Here is a 23,496-nt window from a genome sequence, read left to right as displayed (position 1 = left end):
TTTTTAGGTTTCTCTAACATAAAAATAGATCTTTCTAAACACAATTTATCACCAAGATGAACTGAAAAACAATATTCATCAAAAGATTTATAATTATAGATTTTGAAAATATACCCATAAAATCGTCTATGATAATCTTAAAGCCTCCTTAGAAATAAAATATAAGTTAATCAACTGTCATTCATAATACTCAAAATCACGGAAAATAGTAAACGAACAATTTTCATCGTTGTTATAATGAATGTCCGCCTCAAGCCAGTTTCCGAAGCTATCATATTTTTTATAAACGGTTTTTATTACAGAATTTCCATCATCATATTTACTTTCAATTAATTTGCCGTTTTTATATTTTGCATCAAAAAATTTTTCCTTTACTTTATTATTTGCAGTTTGCACTGCTTCAAGTATTTGTTCATTCTCATTATATAAAAACTTCCATACACCATTCTCATCTTTTATTTCTTCGGGCCGATTATTTATTAAAAGAACTTTTTGATTATTATAAAAAAAATAATCTTCAGTTTTTCCTTCTTTTATTGTAGAGATTAAATTCTTTTTCCCATCTGAATGAACATAATAAAATTTACATTCTAATATATCGTCTTTTTTATTTATGGGAGCATACTCTCTTAAATTATCCTGTATTATATCGCACTTTTCAGCTTTTTTATAATACTCTTCACTGTAAGGAATTAAGTCAATTTCAGGAACATATCTGCTATGTAAAGCGGTACACCTGTTATATGAATCATACTCATACAGAGTTTCCATTTGCTCGCCTTCACCGTAAAGGATAGGTTCTATACTTGATATAAGACATCCGCTTTTGTCATACTTATAGCCTGCAACAATCAGTTTTTTTCCTATATCATCTTTTGTATAAGATTGACCGCCCATCTCTCCTCCTTCAGCATAACTTTGAAGCAATTTACCCATTCCGTATTCGGTATATGCCTTCCATACAACCAAAGTTTTATAGTTTACACCTCGTTTAACATAACTATATGATGAAGGGAGAAAATTGCTGTTACGCCCCTTAGGTATAAAAAAATTCCAATCAAGTAAAAAATTTCTTTCATAAAATTTGTCTTTATCAAAATCGGCAGATTGTCTTGAAATTTCTTGTTCATTAAGACTTGTAATTGTTTCATTTTTTTTAGAAACAATATCCGAGAGTTTTTGCTCATTATTTTTTTTACATGAAAAAAGCAAAATAAAAGCCGCTAATAAAATACATAATTTTTTCATAATCAATCCTCCAAACTAATTCGGTAATAAAATATTTTTATTAAAATTTCCATTAAATTCTACTTTAAATACATCAATACGCTCAATATAAACATTTTTATCAATTACATCACTATTCATTCCTTCCGGCTTCCAAGCATTATGAGTTGAGAGATTGCTTGTATTATTTATTTTTATCGTATAATTACCATTATTTTCCCTAATAATCCCATCAGTATTCATATTCACAGTATGTCCACTTGAAAGCCTTATTGTAACAGCATAAGTATCAAAAGAATTTTTATACTCTTCTAGAGCTGCTCCATATTCATTTAATGTTAGATCCGTTAGACTTTTATCAAATTTTAACATATTGCCACTACCTTCTCCTATTCTATTTACTAATTTTGGTCCACTATTCCAACGGTCAAGTAAATTTTTATTTTCGCCAACAAATATATTATTTTTTGCTGTTCTATTTGCACTAAGAAGTGTAATATCTTCAGAAATTCCTATTGCATTTCCAATTCGAGTATATGCCGTTAAAACACATCCATATCCACTAATAGTAAGGTTACTTTTGCCAAGGGGTTCCGCACCACCGTCTTCTTGAAATAGAGTTGTACTAACATCCAGTATTTTATCTCCATCCGGATCCACATACTTCACAGGATTATTCCCTGCGTAGTGGTACACATGAAGGTTTACCGTGTTGTATATACCGCCCATTCCCGGTAAATTCTCATTGTGCTTTTTCGCTTCATCATCAATAGGCGCTTTAGGTATATAATCGTTTAATGCCGGATCTCCACTTAGCCACCTACTATATTTCGGATCCAAATACCTTGCCCCATAGTAGTATAATCCTGTTTCCTCATCCAGCTCTTTCCCCGTAAACCTAAACGGTAACTTATCTATCCCCGGTGCAGTCTCTTCAATCCATAACTCTCCGTATGGTGTATACTCTATATGCTCATATTGTTCGCCTCTGGCATTTGTTATAAACTGTGCACTCTGTAAATGGTCTGCATGATAATAATATCTTTTTTCGGTTTGTTCCGTTGTGTCTCCATTATTATCCGCATGTGTCATAGCAGTTACTAACCGCGAGTTTCCGACAAAGATGTGTTTGCTCACTCGTAATCCATGTTCGTGATTAGGTTCATGGGCAACTTGGTGTACGGAGTAAAAGTTATTAAAGTATAAAGTTTCGCTATTTGATTGCTGTGTAAACTTTAATGCTCTCTGTCCGTCATCGCCGTAGCGGTATATTACTGTGTTTAACTTATTGTCTGATTTTATCAATAGGTTGCGTTCATTCCATGTATAATCTCTTCTGTAGCCTCCTGTAGGTGTAGTACTTGTTGTGCCTCCACTTTCTAGGTTTGCAGGGTCATCTTCAGGAGGTTCTAAGTCAAAGCCGTAGTCTACGCCGTATACGTCATGTTCTGCAAAGTAGGAGTAGGTAAATGTTATTTCTTCTTTGTCGCTGAACTTTCCGTCTTTTTCTGCAGTGATGTTGCCGTTGGCGTCGTATCGGTAATATCTATTGCCCGCTCTTATTAAGCGGTGTGCATATTTACTGTCATACTCATAATCCAGTTCATAGTTTAGTTTTGTGTCATCACTACTTATTGAACCTCCGGGCAGGTTTGTGGTACTGCTCTTATTCGTCATATTCCCTATTATGTCGAAGGCAAAGGTTTGCCTGTATTTATTTGTGTGTAAGGGATTTGACGGATGAGGGTTATCGGGGTTAGGGTTTATTCCTCCGTATTGTTTGTGCGTTCCTTCGGCTTTTATAAGTTGGTACAAATTATCATAACTGTAGCTTTGGCTTGTTTCATACTTACTAGCCGTGTTTATGTATCCTTCTACATTGCCTACTGCATCAAAGTTATAGTTTATTTTTTGGAATACCAAATTCTTATCTTTGTTTTCTGTCTTGATGTCTTTTAGCCAACGCCGTGCAGGGTCATAGTTGTATCTTGTTTCTACTCCGTTTCCGTATTTGATGTAAACTCTTTGGCCGTGTTCATCATACAAGATATTGTCTACATACCTATAGGTTTCTATTCCTTTTTTGCCTATAACTCCTTTTAATTGTCCGCCCTTGTCGTAACTGTAGCTTAACACTTCTCCGTCAGGGTAGCTTATGCTTTGCATTCGGCCTAAGTAATCGGCTTCATAGTTAAACACGGCGGTTACGGGCTTTTGGAATTCTCTTCCCCTCTTTATTGTCCGTGTTTCTACTTTTACTTCGTTTAGTAGGCCGTATTCGTATTTTGTCTCTCCTGTTTCATCTTTTTTGCGGATTATCTCTCCCGCTCCTTTTTGTCCCGGTACTCCGTACTCATATTCTACATCTTCACTAAAAGGATAGTCCGTCTTTACTATGCGGTCAAAGCCGTCGTATTCATATTTTATTGACGCTAATTTTGATCTTAATACGGAGTCGTTTTCATACTCCAAGCGGCCTTTATCGTCATAGTTCCATTCTTTTCTTCCCATATCAAGGCTTTCTAAACTTATACGCCGTCCAAGCATGTCATAGTTTACTGCCAAAAGGTTGTCTTTAGCATCGTAGGCTTTTAACATTTCTCCTAATACCGAATATTCGTATCGGGCTTTGGTTAGTAAGGTATTGTTTTTATCCCGTCTTTCTACTTCTTTTATGTTTCCTCTTATATCTTTTTTACTGATGTTTATGTTTTCCAATGGGTCGGTTGTTTTTGTTATTTGAAGCGAAGCGTCTATCGAGTATTCATTACGCTGTATGTTTCCGTCGGGAAGGGTTGTTTTTATTACGCGGCCTAGTCCGTCATATTCATAGCTTGTAGGATGTTTTAATTCGTTTAATTTTTCATATAAAAGGATTTGGCTTGAGCTTCCGCTTAATTCATTTTGTATATCTCCTCCATAGAACACGGGCTGTCCTTCTCCTTTTTTTCTTCCGTCTTCATCATAATAAACCGCTCCCGAAACATTCCAGCCTGTTTGAGTAGAATCTATGGTTCCTTCAATGTACACTTCTCCTTCTTTGGCTGTGTAGTTTATGCGTCCCAGACCATCATGGATTACTTCTTTTGAAAATATGCGGGCATCTCCTGCGTCGCTACGCAAAATGAGCTCGACGTATACCCAATACGCCTCCGCTTTATTTTTACTAGGCTCCTTGTATCTGCTCCACCTATTTTCAAAAGTCCTGTCAGTGGGACTGTTTAATAATAATTTTCTTTTGGCGGACTGCTGACACTTGTGCACTATCATAATTATGTAAAAGTACACAAGTGTCAGCATCGCGCTTTTCAGGGCTTCGCTATCGCTTCGGTATCTTTCCGCAGAAATTACTGCGGAAAGATGTACAGCAAAAGCAATTTGTATAAATTGCTTTTGCTCCCTTACAATCGCTATCCGAGTGAGATAGTTGGAATGTTTAAATAAATAGCTAGTTTTCATTTTCATTGTTTAGTTTTTCAAAACCTTAATTGTAAAACTATATATTATTTTCCAGATTTATATTTTCTTCCAATCTTTTAATTTCCTCTAAACAAGTTTCAAGTGCATCCTTACCGGGCTGATTATAGATATCGGGAAAGTTACCAAATTCGTCTGCACAGTAACCTTCAGAATTAAGTCCATAGGTAAAATCAAATAAGATCAATAAACCGCTATTAGGCAAAAAAATATGCATAGGCCAATAAGCATTTACTCCGGCCCCTCCGGTATTTTCACCTATCAATGTTGCAAAGCCGCTTTGTTTGCACATATAGGCAAACCGATCCGAAGCAGAATAAGACAGTTTTCCTATCAAAAGCCAAAATTTTTTATTTTTACAAGGTTTATACCCATTCAAATACTGCCATGAAATAGACTCTCTTCGTATATAAGCTTTATCATTTTTAATAGTATTGGAATTTTTAACTTTCGGTATATCATTTAGATTTATTTTTTCTATATTGATTTTTTTAAATATATGATCCAAATACGGCTTTGTATATTTATTTTCATTATATAAACCATAAAAAGCAACCTGTTTATTACCGGTAATATTTGGACCGATTATAAGCTTACAATTATCGATAGAACCGCCTCGATTGGAGGTAATGTCTATTATAATATGCTCATAGCCTGCTGTTTCCATTAAAAAATTGTTAATTTCATCTTCGTATAATTTTTGCTGTTCATATGTAAATGTAGAAAAAGAATGTATTTTAATATAAGCAATTTTATTTTCTAAAATTATTTTCTTTTCGGCATATGTTTTATTTTTATGATAAATCTTCCCATCCCTTTTCTGCCATTCCATATAAAATTTATCTATAATTTTATTCTTATCATTTAAAACATCATACGAACCCTGACTGTTTAAACTATCCGAATAATCTTTATAGTGGATTGGAAATAAGTGTCCCGTTTTTTTCTCTGATGTTATCTTCTTACATAACTTATCGTAAAAAGTATAATATTCTTTTTGATTTTTAACCTTTTTTAGTTCTATATATCCTTCATTTTTTATTTTTGTTAAATCAGCCCCCTGTCTTTCGCAGACCTCTGTAAAAGGATAGCCTTCATAAATAAAATTCCAAAAAAACTCGTAATCGGCCCTCATTTTTTGAAAAGAAACAAACCGCAGCGACCCGTCTTTCTTTTTTGACATAAAAACAGTTGTAATAAAGAAAGCAAAAATAAAAGTAAATTGTAAAATATAGATAATTAACCTTTTCTTTTTCATAAGTCCATTATGAGTTACATATTTTTATTTGTCAAGATCATCTTAAAAAAATTAATGATTTTAAGCTTCTACTCGATAGCTCTATTGTTTTTTGCCGATATATATAAAGTTACCCAAAAACTAATTTAAGTAACACTTTACCTGCACAGGTGTTTTACTAGGCAGTTATATTTGCTTTTAAAGGAGCTCAATATGATTTTTTTTAAATTCGGTTTAAAAGCGAAAGTTTTTTTTGTTTTATGCTTTTTTATGATAGGAACGGCGATTTTTGCCTATGATCCGCTTCCCGGAGGGGAAGAAAAGCCCGCGCTGCAATCCCCCTCGGTTGCCGGAGGACAAGCCTCTGTTACAGGCGGACCTTTCGGGGACACTGTGCCGGGCAGTCTTGCCGTAAATCCGGCTTTAGGCGGGGCAGAACAAAGGCCTATTCTCGATGTTTCCTATTTTTTACTTGCAGGCCTTAGCGAAGAAAAAGGGGTCGGTCATGCGGTCAATGCAGGCCTCCTCTACCCCTTTAGATGGGGAAATCTTGCAGGAAGCCTTCACTTTTTAAATGCCGAATTTAATTCCTTAAAACTTGGAACGATGGGAGGCTTACGCTTTTCATATTCAAAGGATTTAACCGATAAACTTTTAGTAGGGGCCGGAGCCTATGCCGACATCGGAAAGGACTGGGGACTCGGGCTCGATATCGGGGCTCTTTATATGTTCGGAGACCTTGGATTTCTAAAAAACTCCAAGCTGGGCGTTTCGATAACGGGACTCGGCAAAACCTATAACCCAAAGGCAACAGGCATAAAGGGAGGAGCTTCAAGCGGCAGCCCTGCAATAATCACTCCGAGGGTAGGCTTTGCTTCAACATTAGTAGATATTGACGGCTTCCAACTTGGAATGCATGCAGACCTCTCGGCACCCTTTTTCCAAAATCTTATTTTTAATACGGGACTTCACATGCTCATGGCCGATATGATATCCTTTAAAACAGGCTTTGTCATCAACACGGTCGAAGCAATTTATAAAAAACAAACATTTATTCCCTCCTTCAACATAGGGGTAAATATAAAGATTAAATCTAAAGGAGCAAACGATTCCTTCTTAAAGAAAAACGGCTGGGAAGAAAACGAAATCCGTCCCGAGTTTGCAGCAAAACCATTCCATAACGGAATTTGGGCCTTAGGCGGAGGTGTAAATGTTCACTTCGGGGTAAAGGACAACGAAGGGCCTAAAATCCAAGCCGAAATGCCCGAAAACGGCACACTGTACTTTTCTCCCAATAATGACGGAGAAAACGACGCAATGGAAATCCCCCTAAAAATTACCGACAAAAGGTATGTAACGGCTTGGAACTGCGAAATAAAGGATGAAAAAGGAAACACTGTCCGCACAATTTCAAACAAAACTCCTTTACGCGAAATGAAAGACGCCGCTTCATTCTTTAAACTTTTAGGAAAATCAAAAGAAAGCGTTGAAGTGCCGGAAACCCTTCGATGGGACGGACGCACCGATTCGGGAGAAATAGCCCCCGACGGAAAATACAGCTTTGTAATAAGAGCCGAAGACGATAATAAAAATAAATCGGAATCTCAAGTTTACACAGCCTATGTGGATAAAACTCCTCCCGCTCTTACATTTAATAAACCTCAAAACCAAGAAGCCCTCATCTTCAGTCCTGACGGGGACGGAAATAAAGATGTCTTTGTTTTCGACAATAAGGGTTCAAATGAAGACCTTTGGACGGCAAGCATAAGCGATGCCCAAGGCAAGGTCGTAAAAAAAATAGAGGTTAAAAATAATGAACTTTCTCCTTTAAGCTGGGACGGAAAAGACGATTCGGGAATTTTTGTACCTGACGGAGTTTACAGCTATAAAATCGAATCTATCGACAGGGCAAAAAATAAAACCGTATCAAGCCTTTCAAACATCATTGTAGATACCTACAAGCCCTCGATTAACATAAATATAGATAAAAACGCCTTTTCACCGGTAAGCAGCTCAAACAATAAGATAAGCTTTATTCCTTCTATTCCGATTACCAAGGGGCTTGAAGAATGGAAGATTGAAGTAAAAAATCAAACAGGTACAACCGTAAAAACATATACTGGAACTCCCTCAAAGATAGAAACCAAAAGTTTTGACGGAAAGGACGAAGCAGGAAAGATCTTACCTGAGGGTACATACAAGGCCTTTATTTCCGCAAGGTATATAAACGGACATAAGCCTTCAACTCAAACGCCCTCTTTTACCTTGGACATTACACCGCCCAAGGCTGAAGCAAGTACAAACCAAAAACTATTTTCTCCTGACGGTGACGGAGAACTGGACAGCATTATCTTTACCCACAAGGAAGAAAAACCCGGCTTATGGACGGCAGAAATCTATAAGGCCTCAAGCGGAAATACAATCAGCGGTACACCGGTTTATACAAACAATTTCGGCGGTAAACTTCCGGCTCAATTTGAATGGAACGGAAGAAAGTCCGACGGCAGTTTTGCCGAAGACGGTAAGTACATCTATGTACTAAAAGGAATTGATGAGGCTCAAAACGAAGCTCTCTCGAATCCCGTGCTTGTAGAGCTCAATACCGAAAAAGCGGATATCATTCTCCAATCAAATTATACGGCCTTTTCTCCCAATAATGACAGGGTAAAGGACAGCATGGAATTCTATCCTGTAGTAAAATCAAAAACGGCTGTAAGCTCATTTACTCTTAACATTAAGGACTCAAAGGGCAAACTTGTTAAAGCCTACAAGGGCAATACTCCTCCAAAGAAAATAACTTGGAATGGAGAACTTGATAAAATTTACTCTTCAGAAAAAAATGGAATGGCTCCTGACGGAATATACTCTGCCGAATTTGAAGTAGAGCTTGCAAACAAAAACAAGGCAAAATCCGTTATTTCATCAATAACGATAGACACGGTTTATCCTGAAATTGAAATTTCCGCTCCCTATCTGGCCTTTTCTCCTGTTGAAGGAAACAATAAGCCGAACCTTCCCATAGATCAAATATCTTCTTCCGAAAAAGAATGGGTGGGACGCTTTGTCGATTCCAAAAATAAAACGGTAAAAACCCTAAAATGGAAGAACAAGGCCGATAAGTTTATCTGGGCAGCAGATGATGATACGGGCAATAAGGCCCCTGATGAAAAGTATACCTACGTTGTCGAAGCTGAAGATGAAGCAGGAAACAAGACCGTCCAAAAACTTGAAGGCATCATAGTAGACCGCCGTCAAGCCAAGGGCTATATAACCGCCGAACACAAGGTATTTTCTCCTACAGGTAACGGAATAAAGGATGTTCAAAATATTTCGGTGCTTACAAACATTGATGCCGAAATAGACAACTGGAATATACGGATTTCGGACGTAGAAAGCGGCAAGGTTTTTGCCGAATGGACTTCCAAAAAGGACGGAAAACTTCTTAAAAAGCTTGTATGGGACGGCAAGAGCGGAAACTCAAAGGCTCCCGACGGCAGATATCTGGCAACCATGTACATAGAGTACAAAAAAGGCGATATCGTAACAGCCTTTACGGAAGACTTTATCCTTTCAACTCAGGCGCCTAAGATCGGTGTAAGCACAAGGCCTAAATATTTCAGCCCCGATAATGACGGAACCGATGATGACCTCTACATAAGCCTAAAAGCCGATTCAAAGGCAGGCATCAAAAACTGGAAGTTTGAAATTACCGAACCGGAAGAAAACGGCGGTAAGCTTTTCTGGAAAACCGGCGGAAAAGAAAAGATAACTAATGAACTCATCTGGGACGGCCGCTCTCTTTCAGGAGAAACGGTACAGTCGGCAACGGATTATCCTTTTACCTTTACGGTAACCGATAAGGTAGGCCTTACCTCGGTTTACAGGGGCTACATTCCGGTAGATATCCTTGTTATCAGGGACGGGGATAAACTTAAAATAGCTGTACCTTCGATTATATTTAGGGCAAATGCAGCCGACTTCAACGGTCTCGATAAAGCCATTGTCGATAAGAACAATAATATCTTAAAGCGTATTGCCGTTATCCTCAATAAATTCCCGGAATATCAGGTTCAGGTTGAAGGACATGCCAACACTACGACAGGTACCGAAAAAGAAGAAAAAGCGGATCTACTTCCCTTATCAAAACTAAGGGCGGAGGCAGTCCGCCAATTCCTTATAAAGGAAGGCGTCAGAAGTTCCCGTCTTTCTTCTGTCGGAATGGGAAGCTCCAAGCCCGTTGCCTCCTTTAACGACAGGGACAACTGGTGGAAGAACCGCCGAGTAGAATTTATTTTGATTAAGCAGTAAAAACTTAAAGCTTTTTAAGTAAAACAATCAACAACCCCGACGCAAGCGTCGGGGTATGTTGTTCTCATAAGGTGGTTGCAGTCGGCTTTAATACCCTTTGTTACGACGCAGAGCGTCGGGGTATTAAACCCTCCGCACGAATAAGGCTGTCCCCCATAAGGGTCTCCACAAGGGGCTCCCATACGGGCGGACAGCCTTTTTACTATCGGGCATCTCTAAAAACTAAACGAGTTTTTAGAGATGCCCGACACTACCTTACCAAAAAACAAGAACAGCAGTTTTGATAAATTTGTTCCGCCAAGGCTTCCATAGATTTATCTAAAATTTCGGAAACTGCGGCATAGGTGTATTCTATTAAAAGAGGAGTATTTATCTTTCCCCTAAAAGGAACAGGGGCTAAATACGGGGCATCAGTTTCAAGCAAGAGCTTATCGGCAGGAATGGCCCTTACAAGCTCTGCAATCCTATCCCTATCAGCCTGCTTTTTAGCATAGGTTATGTTTCCGGGAAAGGAAATATACCAGCCCCTTTCCAAAAAGGAATAAGCCTCTTTAAGCCCGTAAGAATAGCAGTGGATTATCCCCTTGTGATGTCCTACCTCATCAATACATTTTAGGGTATCTTCATAAGCATCCCTTGAATGAACTATAACTGAAAGATTTTTTTCTTTTGCAATTTTTAACTGTTCATTAAAAAGAAACTCCTCCCCTTCTATATCGGTTGTTCCTCTTTCTTCAGAATTTAAATCTGCTCCCCTTTTTTCGGCAGCAGGGCCGTTCCAATAACGGTCAAGCCCGCATTCTCCAAGGCCGCAATAAAAGGGCTTTTTCGGATTAGTCTTTTCCGCTTCGGCTTTTTGTAAAAAAAGAGTACCGATATCGGTTTTTAAAGCTGCAAGAGCCTTTTCAGGCTCGGCAATGCTTTCGGCATGGGGCCAAAGCCCCGCCGCAAAATGCATAAAATCGGGGAAACGCTCAGGCAAATGCACGGTCTCTTGCCCTTGTATTTTTCCGTCAAAAACATCCGAAATAAATTTTTGTCTTTCTTTTAAATCTCCCGGTTGAGTACCTATATCCATGGCAAACCTGAATTTGCGTTCCATCATTGTATATAGAAATGAAGCATCGCCTTCATTTCGTCTAAAAATCATAAAAAAATGTGCATGAGAGTCGGAAAACATCTTGACCACCTTTAAAATTTATGATAGTATACCACATCTGCTGAAGTGGTGGAATAGGTAGACACTAGGGACTTAAAATCCCTTGGCAGTAATGCCGTACGGGTTCAATTCCCGTCTTCAGCACAAAAGCCTTAAACTTAACCGGTTTAAGGCTTTTTTTTCTAATCTTCTTTTTTTTTATTCCGATATTGAATATATAAGATTTTAATTCGGGAGGAATTAAATGAAAAAAGCAATCCTTATGTTAATTTTGTCCTTATCCTTTATGCACTTTTTAGCTGCACAGGGAGAAATTATAAGCGAGGAAACTTATGCTTCGTACTACGGGGAAGCCTTTAACGGAAGGCCGACCGCAAACGGAGAAATATTCGATATGAATGCTTACACGGCGGCTCATAAAACTCTTCCTTTCGGAACCCTTGTTGAAGTTACCAATTTAGAAAATGGAAGAAAGGTCATCGTAAGAATAAATGATAGAGGACCATTTGTAGGTAACCGTGAAATAGATGTTTCAAAGGCTGCCGCCGCTGCCTTGGATATGTTAGCCTATGGAGTTGTAAGGGTAAGTCTAAGAAAAATAGATCCTAACAATATGGGAGCATTTACGAGAACCGAAACTTCAGAAAAGACTATCAATCAGGAAAAGGCATCTCTAAAAGCGGAAGAAACAAACAGCAGAGCAAAAGACTTGGTAAAAACAAAAGAGCAGGAGTTTCAAGCTTCAACTGACAGTACAAAAAATCAAAATCTTGTTTATGTACCTGCTAAGGCCTCAGAAACAGAAGGCGTTTTATGGAGAATTCAGTTGGGCTCATTTAAGCGGGAAGAAAATGCCCTAAGGCTTGTAATCAAATTAAGAAAAATTGGTTTTGAGCCTGCCTACGAAAAAACGGAAACCACTACAAGGGTTGTTTTGTACGGCATTAGGCCTCATGAACTTGAAAAAGTAAAAAGAGTGCTTGAGTTAAACTCTTTTAATGATTATGTCTTACGCCAAGAAAGTTGGTAAAACATAGAACCTCCTAAAATAATTTTTCCCAAGCTTCCATAAAGGGAGCTTGGGTTTTTTATTTAAAATCATCTGAAAAATCTATTTTACTATATGAAATATAAAGCCTAAATTGATACGGGTAGAATATAAAGCAGCGCCAACCGAACCGGTAGATGAGCTGCTTTTTAATAATCCTGATTTTAAATAATAAGCAAAAAGCTTTCCATGGTAGGCCGTAATCGAGGTGTAATCAATGGAAGAAAAAAAAGAAAAATGCTTTGAAAGTCTTTTTTCAGCCGAAAGGTATAAATAAAAAGACAGATTTTTCTTTGTAAAAACATCTACAAATTTTAAGCCTCCATGTTCTTTCTTATAATGAAAATCCTCTGCAAACCCAATAACACTCGGGCAAAGTTGAGTAGATAAATCAATCTTCCACTCCCTTGGAAGTTCAAATCTAAATAGAACTCCTATATTAGGTAAAATAAAAGTTTGTTTATAACTTATTCCGAGTCCTGCAACGGGAATAGTAGGAGTATCAGGTAAAACAGGACTTGGAGGATTTGTATCGGGAGGATACTTGGTGTAACCGTCCACGGCATCCCATGCATTTAAAATATACCTTATTCCTATGGATGGAGCACAAGAGACTCTTATTTTTTTATTTGAAGAGGTTTTATACTCAACAAGAAGCTTCATGAAGCCGATATTTAGATTTAAATCCAAGGCTTTTTTAACATAGGCCTTATGCTCCGAAAAATGGGTCAGCATTGAAGAATCATAGGGATTCAAATAATCGTAGTCAAACATTCTACCCGAATAAGCAGGTATTATAAATGAAGAAACAAAAGAAAAGTAAAATCCGTTTTTAAGCTTAAACTCGGTACCGGCAGTAAAGCCCCCTGCAGGCAAAAGAGGCCAATCAAGTTTGCTTTTAATAAATGAGTCAGTTCTAAAAGCATACTCGAATCCCGAGCCGGCTATAAGCGATGGAGAAGCAGAAAAACTAAACAAAGTTTTTCCTTCTTCGGATGATATAAAGTGAGCACTTATAAAAAGAAATATCAAAATAACGATCTGTCTGTCGAAACCTCTCATACTAAGATTAGTTTAGTTTGTCTTAAAGTTTATGTCAAGTATTGCTAAAGCTGTTGGCAAAGAAAAATATTTGTGATAAAATGACATTTAATAAAATCATTTATGATAAATTTTGGTTGGAGCTATATAAAATGAAAATTGGAATTTTTACTGATTGTTATTATCCTCAAATAAACGGAGTTGTAACCTCTACGATGAACTTACAAAAAGAGCTGGAAAAACTAAACCACGAAGTTTATATAATCACAACAACATTTCCGGATTTTAAGGATGAGGATGAAAAACATATTATTCGAGTTCCTTCAATTCCATTTTTTAAATGGTCTGAATTCAGAGTAGGATTATTTTTTAAACATACAAAGGCATACAATAAAGTAAAGGCTTTAAATTTCGATATAGTACATACTCAAACGGAATTTTCCATGGGCAATTTCGGTACTTTCATTGCAAAAGATCTAAATATTCCATGTTTACACACATATCATACTGTCTATGAAGAATATACCCACTATATTTCCAATTTCGGCAAAAGCCCTTTAAAAAAAGTAGTAAGAAAACTCTCAAAGCGTTATATTGCCCGTCTTTCAGGAGTTATAGCACCCACAGAAAAAACAAAAAATTTACTTATAAGCTATGGAGTAAAAAATAAAATATATGTTGTTCCATCAGGAATAAATCTTGAGAAGTTTAAAAAAGATATTCCCGATGCCGAAACTGATAGCTTACTAAAATCTTTTAACATAAAAAAAGATTCATTTAAACTTATATTTTTAGGAAGAATATCAAAGGAAAAAAATATTGAAACTTTAATTAATATAATGCCTAAAATAACAAGCGAAAATAAAAATATCCAACTTATCATTGTAGGTGACGGGCCTGATAGGTTAGAGCTTGAAGAAAGAGTAAGACACTTAGATTTACAGGAAAATGTAATATTTACAAATAGAATTCCAAACGACAAGGTTCCTATATATTATAAAACTGCCGATTTATTTATAAGCCCATCAAAAACTGAAACACAGGGTCTGACTATTCTTGAAGCAATGGCAGCAGGAGTTCCTGTTTTGGTATATGACGACACAAATATCAAAGGTATCGTCCTACACAAAAAGACAGGTTTATTATTTAAGGAAAACGATGAACTTTTGGACAACATTAAATTCGCATTAAACAACAAAGAAGAAATTCAAAGCTATGCAAAAGAAGCATTTAAGATAGCCGAGGACTTTTCGTCTGCCAATTTTGCAAAAAAAGTAGAAAAAATTTATAAAGAATTAATAAATTAATCTGGTAAAATTTTAAAAAGCATTATATAATTATAGGCAGGAGGATGCCTATGTCAAAAGTTCTTTCCATAATCCTGGGAGGCGGAAAAGGAACACGTCTTTATCCGCTTACCATGCATAGATCTAAACCGGCTGTTCCTTTTGGAGGTAAACATCGAATTATCGATATACCTCTTTCCAATTGTATAAATTCCGGCTTTAGGAATATTTATATTGTAACACAATTTAACTCTGCTTCTTTGCATATCCACATTGCAAAAGCCTACACTTTTGATACGTTTTCAAACGGATTTGTAGAAATTCTTGCAGCTGAGCAAACTTTCGATAATACAGGATGGTATGAAGGTACGGCTGACTCTATAAGAAAAAACCTTCATCATTTTCGGCATCAAAATCCCTCCCACTATTTAATCCTTGCAGGCGATCAACTCTACCGTATGGATCTAAAAAAATTTTTAAATTTTCATAAAGAATCCGGATCCGATATTACCGTAGCCTGTACTCCCGTCACACGAGAGGATGCATCAGGTTTCGGTATTATGAAGGTTAATTCGGATTCTGTAATTACCGAGTTTATGGAAAAACCCGGTCCCGACAAAAACATAGATGATTGGAAAATTCCTGAAAAGTCCCTTATCAAACCGAATGATCCCAATAAACAATATCTGGCATCAATGGGTATTTATATTTTCAATGCAAGGGTCATGGAAGAATGTTTAAACAGCGATCATACCGACTTCGGAAAAGAAGTAATTCCTGCAGCAATAAACGGAAAATATAAGGTTTCTGCCTTTCCTCATAACGGATATTGGTCCGACATAGGAACCATCAAGTCTTTTTATGATGCAACTCTTGATCTGACGGAAATAAGGCCTAAATTCGACTTTTATGATGCTGAAAGGCCAATATACACCCATAACAGAAATCTACCTCCATCAAAGGTAAACTATGCACACTTGAGCAGATCTATCTGCAGCGAAGGCTGTGTCATAACGAATTCTACAATAAATCACTCCGTAATAGGTGTCCGGTCAATCATAGAAACAGGCAGCTTTGTAGAAGACTCTATCTGCATGGGAGCGGACTATTACGAAACACATGAGGAAAAAGAAGCTCGATTAAAAGAAGGATGCCCCAGCTTGGGTATAGGAAATCATTGCCGCATACGTTCTGCAATAATAGATAAAAATGTGCGTATGGGAAATAACGTATCCATAGGCATGGACCAAACACCTCCCGATGGTGACTACGGTTTCTATCATGTTGTCGGCGGAATATACGTTATAGTAAAAAATTCCGTAATACCTGATAATACTTCAATATAAAAAGTACCGGCGCATCAGTTGGATTCTACCTCACATTTAACCGATGCGCTGTAAGCATCTTCATAATTAGGGCTTTCTTTAATGCTGATTATTATATCATCCTCTGAAGCCGAAAAATCGACAAGAGCAGTTTTACCCTTTGAAAACTCGCCGCTTATTATTTTAACGGACAGGACATCTTCGATTTTATTTTGAAGAAGTCTTCTCATAGGGCGTGCACCATAGGCAGGGTCATATCCTTTATCTGCAAAGAAATCTTCGGCTTCCTTTGAAAGTTCAATATATAAATCCAGCTTTGCAATTCTATCTTCAAATTTTTTAAGCTCAAGTTTTAATATCCGTTTGATGTCATCCTTATCCAAGGGCTTAAAAACAAGCAACTCATCAATTCTATTTATAAATTCCGGTGATAAGAATTTTTTTATTTCGTTAAGAGCACTTGCTCTTATCTCGGAATAGGCCATTACGCCGTCTCCCGAAGGATTAAAGCCCAGCTGATTTTCTTTTATGATGGACTTAGACCCTGCATTACTGGTCATAATAATAACCGTATTTTTAAAATTCACAATATGCCCGCTGCTGTCTCTAAGTTCACCCTCTTCTAAAATTTGTAACAGAATATTAAAGACATCGGGATGAGCTTTTTCTACCTCATCCAAAAGCAAAACGGAGTACGGATTACGTCTTATTTTTTCGGTTAAAAATCCGCCTGAATCAAAGCCTATATATCCTGGAGGAGCACCGATAAGTTTTGCAGCATTATGTTTTTCCATATAGTCACTCATATCGACCCTGATTAATGCTTCTTTTGTGCCGAACAAAAATTCGGCGAGAGTTTTTGCAAGAAGGGTTTTTCCGACACCGGTAGGACCTAAAAACAAAAATGAACCTATGGGTCTCTCGGGAGATGAAATACCTGCACGGGACCTTCTTATTGAATTGGACAAAATCGATATGGGTTCATCCTGCCCTACCACCGATTTTTTTAATTCCTCTTCGATGTGAAGCATCCTTTCGGCCTCATCCTGACTTAATTTATTTACGGGGATATCCGTCATCATTGCAACAACTTCTGCTATATCGTTTTCGTCAACATAGGAAATCGGATGCTGATAAGAAGTCATCCACTTATTTTTAATTTGATATATGTCGTTTTTTAGATCAAGGACTTCATCTCTGATTAAGGCAGCTTTTTCATAATTTTGCATCTCAACCATCTCGGCTTTTTCAAGCATCAAAACCTTTATCTTGTCTTCAATTTCAAAAAGTTCGCCGGGTTTTTTGTCAAGGATAGTTTTTTTCATTGCCCCTGCTTCATCCAATACATCAATAGCCTTGTCCGGAAAAAATCTATCCGTAATATACCGTTTTGAATATTCAATTATCTTGGTTACAGTCTGGGGTTCGTAGATGACGTTGTGGTGTTCTTCATATTTATGCTTTATACCGCATAGTATATCAAAGGTTTCTTCAGGATTGGGTTCTTTAACTTGAATCAGCTGGAAGCGCCGCTCAAGAGCCAAATCGTTTTTAAAATATCTTCTGTATTCATCAACTGTTGTAGCCCCAATACATTGTATTTCTCCTCGAGCTAGGGCAGGTTTTAAAATATTGGCGGCGTCCATAGCTCCCTGAGAGCCGCCTGTGCCTATGAGGGTGTGAATTTCATCTATAAACAAAATTATATTTTTATTTTCTTTTATTTCATTTATAATTTGCTTCAGCCTTTCTTCAAACTGACCTCTATACTTTGTTCCTGCAATTACGGAACCGAGATCCAAAGAAACAATACTTTTATTTAATAAATCGTGAGGTACGTTTTCGTTTATTATGGCAAAGGCCAAGCCTTCAACGATGGAGGTCTTTCCTATTCCGGGCTCTCCTACAAGGATCGGATTATTTTTTGTTCTTCGGGAAAGGATTTGGATAAGTCTTCTAATCTCTTTTTCGCGGCCTATAATTGGGTCAAGGGAACCGGAACTTACAATATCCGTCAGGTTACGCCCAAATTCGGAAAGAGCCGATTGTTTTGACTTAGACACATCAGCTGTTTTAGCTGTTCGGACAGAATCCATCTGATCGGTTATTTTTAATATTATCATCCTAATGTCTTCAGTTACGATATTATAACGCATAAAAAAATCGGATATTATGGAATTTTCTTCTCTGACAAGGGCTACAAGAAGATGCTCGGTACCGACCACACTTTGCCTCATAGTTCTTGCTTCTATTGTTGCAATATCGACCAAAGACTTAATTCTTCGAGAAGGAGGAATTTCACCTATGATTCTATCTCCTGCACGGATAGGAGTGTTTTGTTCAATAAACAGCTGTAAATTGAGAAGATCAATATTTAATTTTTGAAGAATTATATAACCCCTGCCTACTTTATTTCGGATCAAAGCAGATAAAATATGCTCGGGTTGAAACAGATCCGCATTAACCCGCCTAGCTTCCTGCTGACCGAAAAGAGTAAGCAGCTTATGAGCATCTTGTGAAAGACCTTGACACATATAACACCTCACATTATAATTCGGACTTTTGAACAAAGTTCTTGAATAGTACGAGCCCTATATTCTTCTATAGAAAAATCGTCTAAATTTCTATCAGATAAGCCTATATGACTGTTTAGCAATAAAAAAGCAAGATGCCCCATTTGGGACTTAAAAATCATCGAGTTGCATTCTTCATTGGTAATACCGGTAATTAAGCCCATATTTAAGCCGAACTTTATTTTAAAAACTATATCGGCTGCTTCCTTAAAATCCATAAGTTTTGCACTTTGAGCTACAGCTATAGCTCTTCTAAGCATATCTTCAACCTTCAATCTATTTTCATCTAGAAAAGTTTTTTTCTTCTCTCTTTCAATTTCGATTATGGAATTTACACAGGAAATAAAATCCGCAGTCTGAATCTCTTCATTATCGCCTGCAGATACGGCATTTGAAATCAAAAAAAGAGCTCCTATGGAATTCTTAGAATTAGGCGAGTAGTAACCTGCAACATTGAGATTGCTTTGCTTTGTTAATTCCAAGACTGAACCCAGGCAGTTGGAATAAAGGATTCCCGGAAAAGAGCATAAAACCGAAAACTTCAGTCCCGTTCCTATCCCCATAAGATTGGAAGTTAAAAAACCTAGGTCCCTATCTTCCGAAAATTTAATTTTTTCTCTCATTTTGACTTCCATAAAGGAAGCCCTTGCACAGACTTCTTCCGGATCCATTCCGGCAGCAAAAGAACTTATGTTTATATGATCTTCAAGATTCAAACCTATATAAAGAGAGCCGTTTTCGTGCACCAAAACAGCCTTTTCTATCTTTTCAGGCATATCGGGGAGAATAATTCCTTTTTCTTCAAGTAGTTTAATGGAAAGCGGATCTATTGCTCTAAGTTTTAACTTTTTAAAATAAGCGGAATCCTCCAAAGAGGAAAAAAAAGAAAAAACAAGCGAAATAATGTCAACAGAGTCGGAAAGACTAATTTTATTTGGAAACAAAAAACCTGATATATTTCGGGCTACATCACAACGGCTGTATAGGACTACATCGGTATCGGGACCGTTTTCCATATACCAACCGTCAAATTTTGATATCATGGTTTTTCTCCAAAGCTTTGATCTCATCCCTTAAAGCGGCAGCCCTTTCATAATCTTCAGTTTCGACAGCTTTTTTTAGCTCTTCATGTAATTCTTCAGAACTATGAGTTTCAAAAAAGGTTTCGGGAGACTGCTCATCCGTGATAGGCCCGGAATACTTTAGATTTTTTTTCTTTTTTCCCAATATTTCCATAATTTCGGCTTTAAAAAACGAAAAACAGTCTGAGCATCCGATCATTTTTTTCGATTCAATTTCTCTAAAACTTAATCCGCATATAGGGCATTGCTCCGATTTTCTGCCGTCATCATTATCTTCATCATCGGATCCAAGGATTTTTGTTATGGAAATATCGATAGTTTTAGAAAACATACCAAATCCGAGCCTTTGTGAGCAAGCCGGACACAGATAAATATTTTTAGTCACACCGTCTGCAACTTGTTCCACAGAAACTTTAGCCTCATTTAACTTACACATATCACAAATCATAATTTCCTCATAATCTCTATCGGCTTTTCTTTTCCTGCCCGTACTGCAGGAATCAAACACACTACTACTGATAATATTAACATAGAAACGGCTATCGTGTAAAGGTCAAAAAGGTTTAATTTTACGGGAATATGTTCCAAATAATAGGCAGGATCTAAAAGATGAATTTCAAGAGGCTTTCCGGCTCCATAAAAGAAGGTATAAAAAACATTTTGAAGATAGTTTAAAATTTTTTCTGCATAAGCAAAGATTTCGTTTATATGTATGGCGGTTAAAATTCCTAGGGGCATTCCCAAAATAATCCCGCCTAAGCTCGTTAAAAGACCGGCAAGCAAAAAAGCAAGGCTTATAGACGATGGATGGGCTCCGGCAGCCTTTAGTATGGCAATCTCCCTTCTTCGCTCCATTACAAGCATAACAATGGCCGATGAAATATTGGCAGAGGCAACCAGGACAATCAAAAACATGATAAAAAGTAAAATATTTTTAGTGGTCTTAAAGGATGTAAAAGCAGAGCGGTTTAAGTCTGCCCAAGAATATATGGAAAAACTTTCGGGTAATATCGAGCTCAATTTTAATTGAAGAGCCTGCATCTTATCTTCATCAAATGGGTCCTTGGTTGAAACCACTATTGAGGTCAAAGAAGAAGTCAACGGTATAATCTTCAAACCCTCCTCCAAAGGAATAAAAACCCACAAGGCATCCAGCTCTTGATAGCCTGAAGATATAAGGCCTGAAATTTTAAATGAACTTACGCGGGGAATTGTTTTACCTTTTTCGTTTTTAGATATGGTTATGATTCTGCATGTATCCCCTACTTTTAAACCGAGCTTCTCAGCTATAGCTGTTCCCAAAATTGCAGACTTATTATTTTCAAATTCAAGAGAACCGGATATGACTTTTATAAGATTAAGAGCCCTGATATTTTGAGTAAAGAATTCAGGTTCGACTGCACGGATTGCACCGCCGCTTCTTCCGTTTTTACCGATAACCAAACCGTTTCCCTGCCTCTCAATCCAAGCGTTTTCAACAAAGTTTCCCTCATCAAACTCAAGAATTAACGAGCGGATATTTTTTTCTGTTTCGGCATTTTTATAGCTTGATATCGACCTCATATTTATAGCTTGCAGATGTCCCGTTCCAAGCTCGATTGTGCGGGAAGTTATTCCTTGAATCATACCGTCAGAGACAACCAAAACTACAATAAGGGGAACTATACTTATGCCTATCCCTAAAACGGCACCGAATAAACTTTTACGGGCATTGGAAACCGTCTTTCCCGAACCTATACCTAAAAATCTAAATGCCATTTTTATAAAGACTAAATTTTTCATACTTCTTCCAAATTACCCTTATAAAGTTTATAAGAAATATCCGTCATTGAGGCGATATTTTGATCATGGGTAACAAGAACCAAGGTCTTTTTGTGTTTATCTACTACTGAAAATAAAAGATTTTGAACAGTTTCGGCATTGGCAGGGTCTAAGTTTCCCGTAGGTTCATCAGCAAGAATAAGAGAGGGACTGTTTATCAAAGAGCGGGCAACAGCAACCCTCTGTCTTTCTCCTCCCGACAGCTGAGACGGAAAATGATTTTTCCGTTCGGCTAATTTTACATCCTCCAAAAGGGAGAGAGCCTTTTCTTTTATTTCTTTTTTTGATCTTCCTGCAATAAGGGCGGGAAGCATTACGTTTTCAAGAGCCGTAAAATCTTTTAACAGATAATGAAATTGAAACACCAAACCTAAAAAGGAGCTTCGATATTCGGTGAGAGATTTTTCATCAAGCGAATGAACCTTATAAGAACCTGCAATAATCTCACCGCTGTCTGCCGATTCAAGACCGCCCAGTATATTTAAAAAGGTACTTTTACCCGAACCTGATTCTCCGGTAATAGAAATCTTTTTTCCTTCTTTAATGGAAAAATTCAGTTTATCGAATATTACAAGTTTTTCACTTGCCGAAGAAAATGTTTTGGTTAAACCGGAAATTAAAACTATATCCTTACTCATAGCGTAATACCTCCGCCGGCTTCAATTTCAATATCCGTCTCGCAGCTATCATAGCCGCAGCGGATGAGGAAAAAATGCCGAACAAAAAAATCAATAAAATTTCATTAAAAAATATTCTAACCGGAACGGTTTCCATATAAAAATAGACCGGACTAAAAACAGCAAAATCCGCATCGGATGAATTTTGAAACAATATTGACACAAAATTCAAAACCGAATTTACTATATTTTCTATTAAATTAAAAATAGAATTTATTTGAACCGAGAGCAAAAGTCCCAATAAAAGACCGGCACTTGCACCTATCAAGCCTATTGTAAAACCGTTTGCAATAAAAAGAACCTGTATATGTTTGGAGTAAGCACCAAGAGAAGCAAGAACGGAAATTTCTTCCCTCCTCTCATAAATTGAACGCCGCATTCCGTTATAAATATTAACCGACACAACCAAAAAAATTAAAATCACCAAAAGCATCATCATATTTTTTTCTATTCTAAGTGCTCCGAAAAAAGCATGATTATAAGTACGCCATGATTCCGCTTTTAAATTAATGGATGAAGCATTTAGGGAAGATATATAGGCTGCATCATTGTTTTGGTTTTGTAGTTTGACGGAGGCATAGAGCTTCGACTCTTTTCCGAATAAGTTTTCTCCGTTTTCTAAAGACATAAAGGCAAAGGAAGAGTCTACCTCATAATATCCCGTTTTAAAAACACCCGTAACAATTAAATCTTGATTTTCAGGAAAAAGGCTTGTTTCGGATGAACCTGACACGGCTATAATATTTACATTATCGCCAACCTTTACACCGAGCTGGCGGGCCAACTCGTAACCCAAAATCACAGAATCTTTTTCTAAGATATTAAAAGAACCGGAAGTTATTTTTAAGGCAGAGGCAAGTCCTTTGTCTTTTTGCATTATATCTTTTTCCACCGAACGGATTAAAACGCCGTGTTGCTTGCCGTAATTTCCCTGCATCAATGTTTGTGATTCTTGAAAAATAAAAAAAGCCTTATGGAGTTCTAAATTTTCGGCTTTTTTTAGATCTTCTTTTTCGCCGTACAACCTTATATGTCCCGAACTAACTTGTAAAATTGTATCTATGTATCCCATCTGGAGACCGTTCATTATGGATAAAACAACAGTCAAGACCATTACGCCGAAGGCAATCCCCAAAACAGAAAAAAGAGTAGAGATGGAAGAGCGCCCCTTTGTATCTGCTGAATTAAATCTATTTAAAACAAAAAAAATCCATCCATAATTATTCTTTTTCATT

At 37.1% G+C, this 23,496-nt stretch carries 15 protein-coding genes and 1 tRNA gene; 5 read left to right on the top strand and 11 right to left on the bottom strand.

Going from position 1 to position 23,496, the window contains the following annotated elements:
- Window positions 1–177 precede the first annotated feature (177 nt).
- The 3 genes from E4N80_RS02895 to E4N80_RS02885 are packed head-to-tail and all read right to left on the bottom strand — an operon-like array spanning window position 178 to window position 5,962.
- Window positions 178–1,248 carry a hypothetical protein gene (locus tag E4N80_RS02895; RefSeq protein ID WP_253700290.1) on the bottom strand — a complete coding sequence of 357 codons (1,071 nt, stop codon included), beginning with the start codon at window positions 1,246–1,248 and terminating at the stop codon, window positions 178–180.
- A gap of 15 nt (window positions 1,249–1,263) precedes the next feature.
- Complete coding sequence (locus E4N80_RS02890) at window positions 1,264–4,692, bottom strand: RHS repeat-associated core domain-containing protein (protein ID WP_253700288.1); 3,429 nt, start codon at window positions 4,690–4,692, stop codon at window positions 1,264–1,266.
- A gap of 31 nt (window positions 4,693–4,723) precedes the next feature.
- Entirely contained in the window at window positions 4,724–5,962 is a 1,239-nt protein-coding gene (locus E4N80_RS02885) for a S41 family peptidase (protein WP_253700286.1), read from the bottom strand.
- A gap of 192 nt (window positions 5,963–6,154) precedes the next feature.
- On the opposite strand from E4N80_RS02885, the gene E4N80_RS02880 reads away from it, so the two are divergent.
- A complete protein-coding gene (locus tag E4N80_RS02880; protein ID WP_253700284.1) occupies window positions 6,155–10,249 on the top strand; it encodes a FlgD immunoglobulin-like domain containing protein in 4,095 nt (1,364 codons plus the stop codon).
- A 250-nt stretch (window positions 10,250–10,499) separates the two neighbouring features.
- Here E4N80_RS02880 and E4N80_RS02875 read toward each other — a convergent pair whose 3' ends face one another.
- Complete coding sequence (locus E4N80_RS02875) at window positions 10,500–11,429, bottom strand: TatD family hydrolase (protein ID WP_253701040.1); 930 nt, start codon at window positions 11,427–11,429, stop codon at window positions 10,500–10,502.
- A gap of 39 nt (window positions 11,430–11,468) precedes the next feature.
- Between E4N80_RS02875 and E4N80_RS02870 the strand changes: the two genes are divergently transcribed.
- A tRNA-Leu gene (locus E4N80_RS02870) sits at window positions 11,469–11,552 on the top strand.
- 100 nt (window positions 11,553–11,652) lie between these two features.
- On the top strand, window positions 11,653–12,438 hold the full coding sequence (locus E4N80_RS02865) for a septal ring lytic transglycosylase RlpA family protein (protein ID WP_253700282.1): 786 nt from the start codon (window positions 11,653–11,655) through the stop codon (window positions 12,436–12,438).
- Between the two features lie 81 nt (window positions 12,439–12,519).
- Here the strand turns inward: E4N80_RS02865 and E4N80_RS02860 are convergent, their stop codons facing one another.
- Window positions 12,520–13,518 (bottom strand): omptin family outer membrane protease, encoded by a 999-nt coding sequence (locus E4N80_RS02860; protein ID WP_253700281.1) that lies wholly within the window; start codon window positions 13,516–13,518, stop codon window positions 12,520–12,522.
- 131 nt (window positions 13,519–13,649) lie between these two features.
- Here E4N80_RS02860 and E4N80_RS02855 point away from each other — a divergent pair, with 131 nt between their 5' ends.
- Entirely contained in the window at window positions 13,650–14,804 is a 1,155-nt protein-coding gene (locus E4N80_RS02855; protein ID WP_253700279.1) for a glycosyltransferase family 4 protein, read from the top strand.
- Between the two features lie 50 nt (window positions 14,805–14,854).
- Window positions 14,855–16,129, top strand: a complete 1,275-nt coding sequence (locus tag E4N80_RS02850) for a glucose-1-phosphate adenylyltransferase (RefSeq protein ID WP_253700277.1) — start codon at window positions 14,855–14,857, stop codon at window positions 16,127–16,129.
- A 14-nt stretch (window positions 16,130–16,143) separates the two neighbouring features.
- Here the strand turns inward: E4N80_RS02850 and E4N80_RS02845 are convergent, their stop codons facing one another.
- Genes E4N80_RS02845 through E4N80_RS02820 form a run of 6 tightly spaced genes read right to left on the bottom strand, consistent with a single transcriptional unit; the run spans window position 16,144 to window position 23,495 of the window.
- On the bottom strand, window positions 16,144–18,642 hold the full coding sequence (locus E4N80_RS02845) for an ATP-dependent Clp protease ATP-binding subunit (RefSeq protein WP_253700276.1): 2,499 nt from the start codon (window positions 18,640–18,642) through the stop codon (window positions 16,144–16,146).
- 8 nt (window positions 18,643–18,650) lie between these two features.
- A complete protein-coding gene (locus tag E4N80_RS02840) occupies window positions 18,651–19,724 on the bottom strand; it encodes an ATP--guanido phosphotransferase (RefSeq protein WP_253700274.1) in 1,074 nt (357 codons plus the stop codon).
- Window positions 19,708–20,211 (bottom strand): UvrB/UvrC motif-containing protein, encoded by a 504-nt coding sequence (locus E4N80_RS02835; protein ID WP_253700272.1) that lies wholly within the window; start codon window positions 20,209–20,211, stop codon window positions 19,708–19,710. Before E4N80_RS02835 ends, E4N80_RS02840 begins: the two co-directional genes overlap by 17 nt.
- On the bottom strand, window positions 20,208–21,545 hold the full coding sequence (locus tag E4N80_RS02830; RefSeq protein WP_253700271.1) for an ABC transporter permease: 1,338 nt from the start codon (window positions 21,543–21,545) through the stop codon (window positions 20,208–20,210). The genes E4N80_RS02835 and E4N80_RS02830 overlap by 4 nt, the downstream gene beginning before the upstream one ends.
- Window positions 21,542–22,222: an ABC transporter ATP-binding protein gene (locus E4N80_RS02825; protein ID WP_253700269.1), complete on the bottom strand. Its 681-nt coding sequence runs from the start codon at window positions 22,220–22,222 to the stop codon at window positions 21,542–21,544. Before E4N80_RS02825 ends, E4N80_RS02830 begins: the two co-directional genes overlap by 4 nt.
- Entirely contained in the window at window positions 22,215–23,495 is a 1,281-nt protein-coding gene (locus E4N80_RS02820; RefSeq protein WP_253700267.1) for an ABC transporter permease, read from the bottom strand. The genes E4N80_RS02825 and E4N80_RS02820 overlap by 8 nt, the downstream gene beginning before the upstream one ends.
- Between the last annotated feature and the right edge of the window lies 1 nt (window position 23,496).

Origin of the sequence: Treponema denticola (genome assembly GCF_024181605.1) — a bacterium.
In the GTDB taxonomy this organism is placed as follows: domain Bacteria; phylum Spirochaetota; class Spirochaetia; order Treponematales; family Treponemataceae; genus Treponema_B; species Treponema_B denticola_B.
Note: the sequence above shows the minus strand (reverse complement) of the source record. Positions and strands in the feature narration are given on the sequence as shown.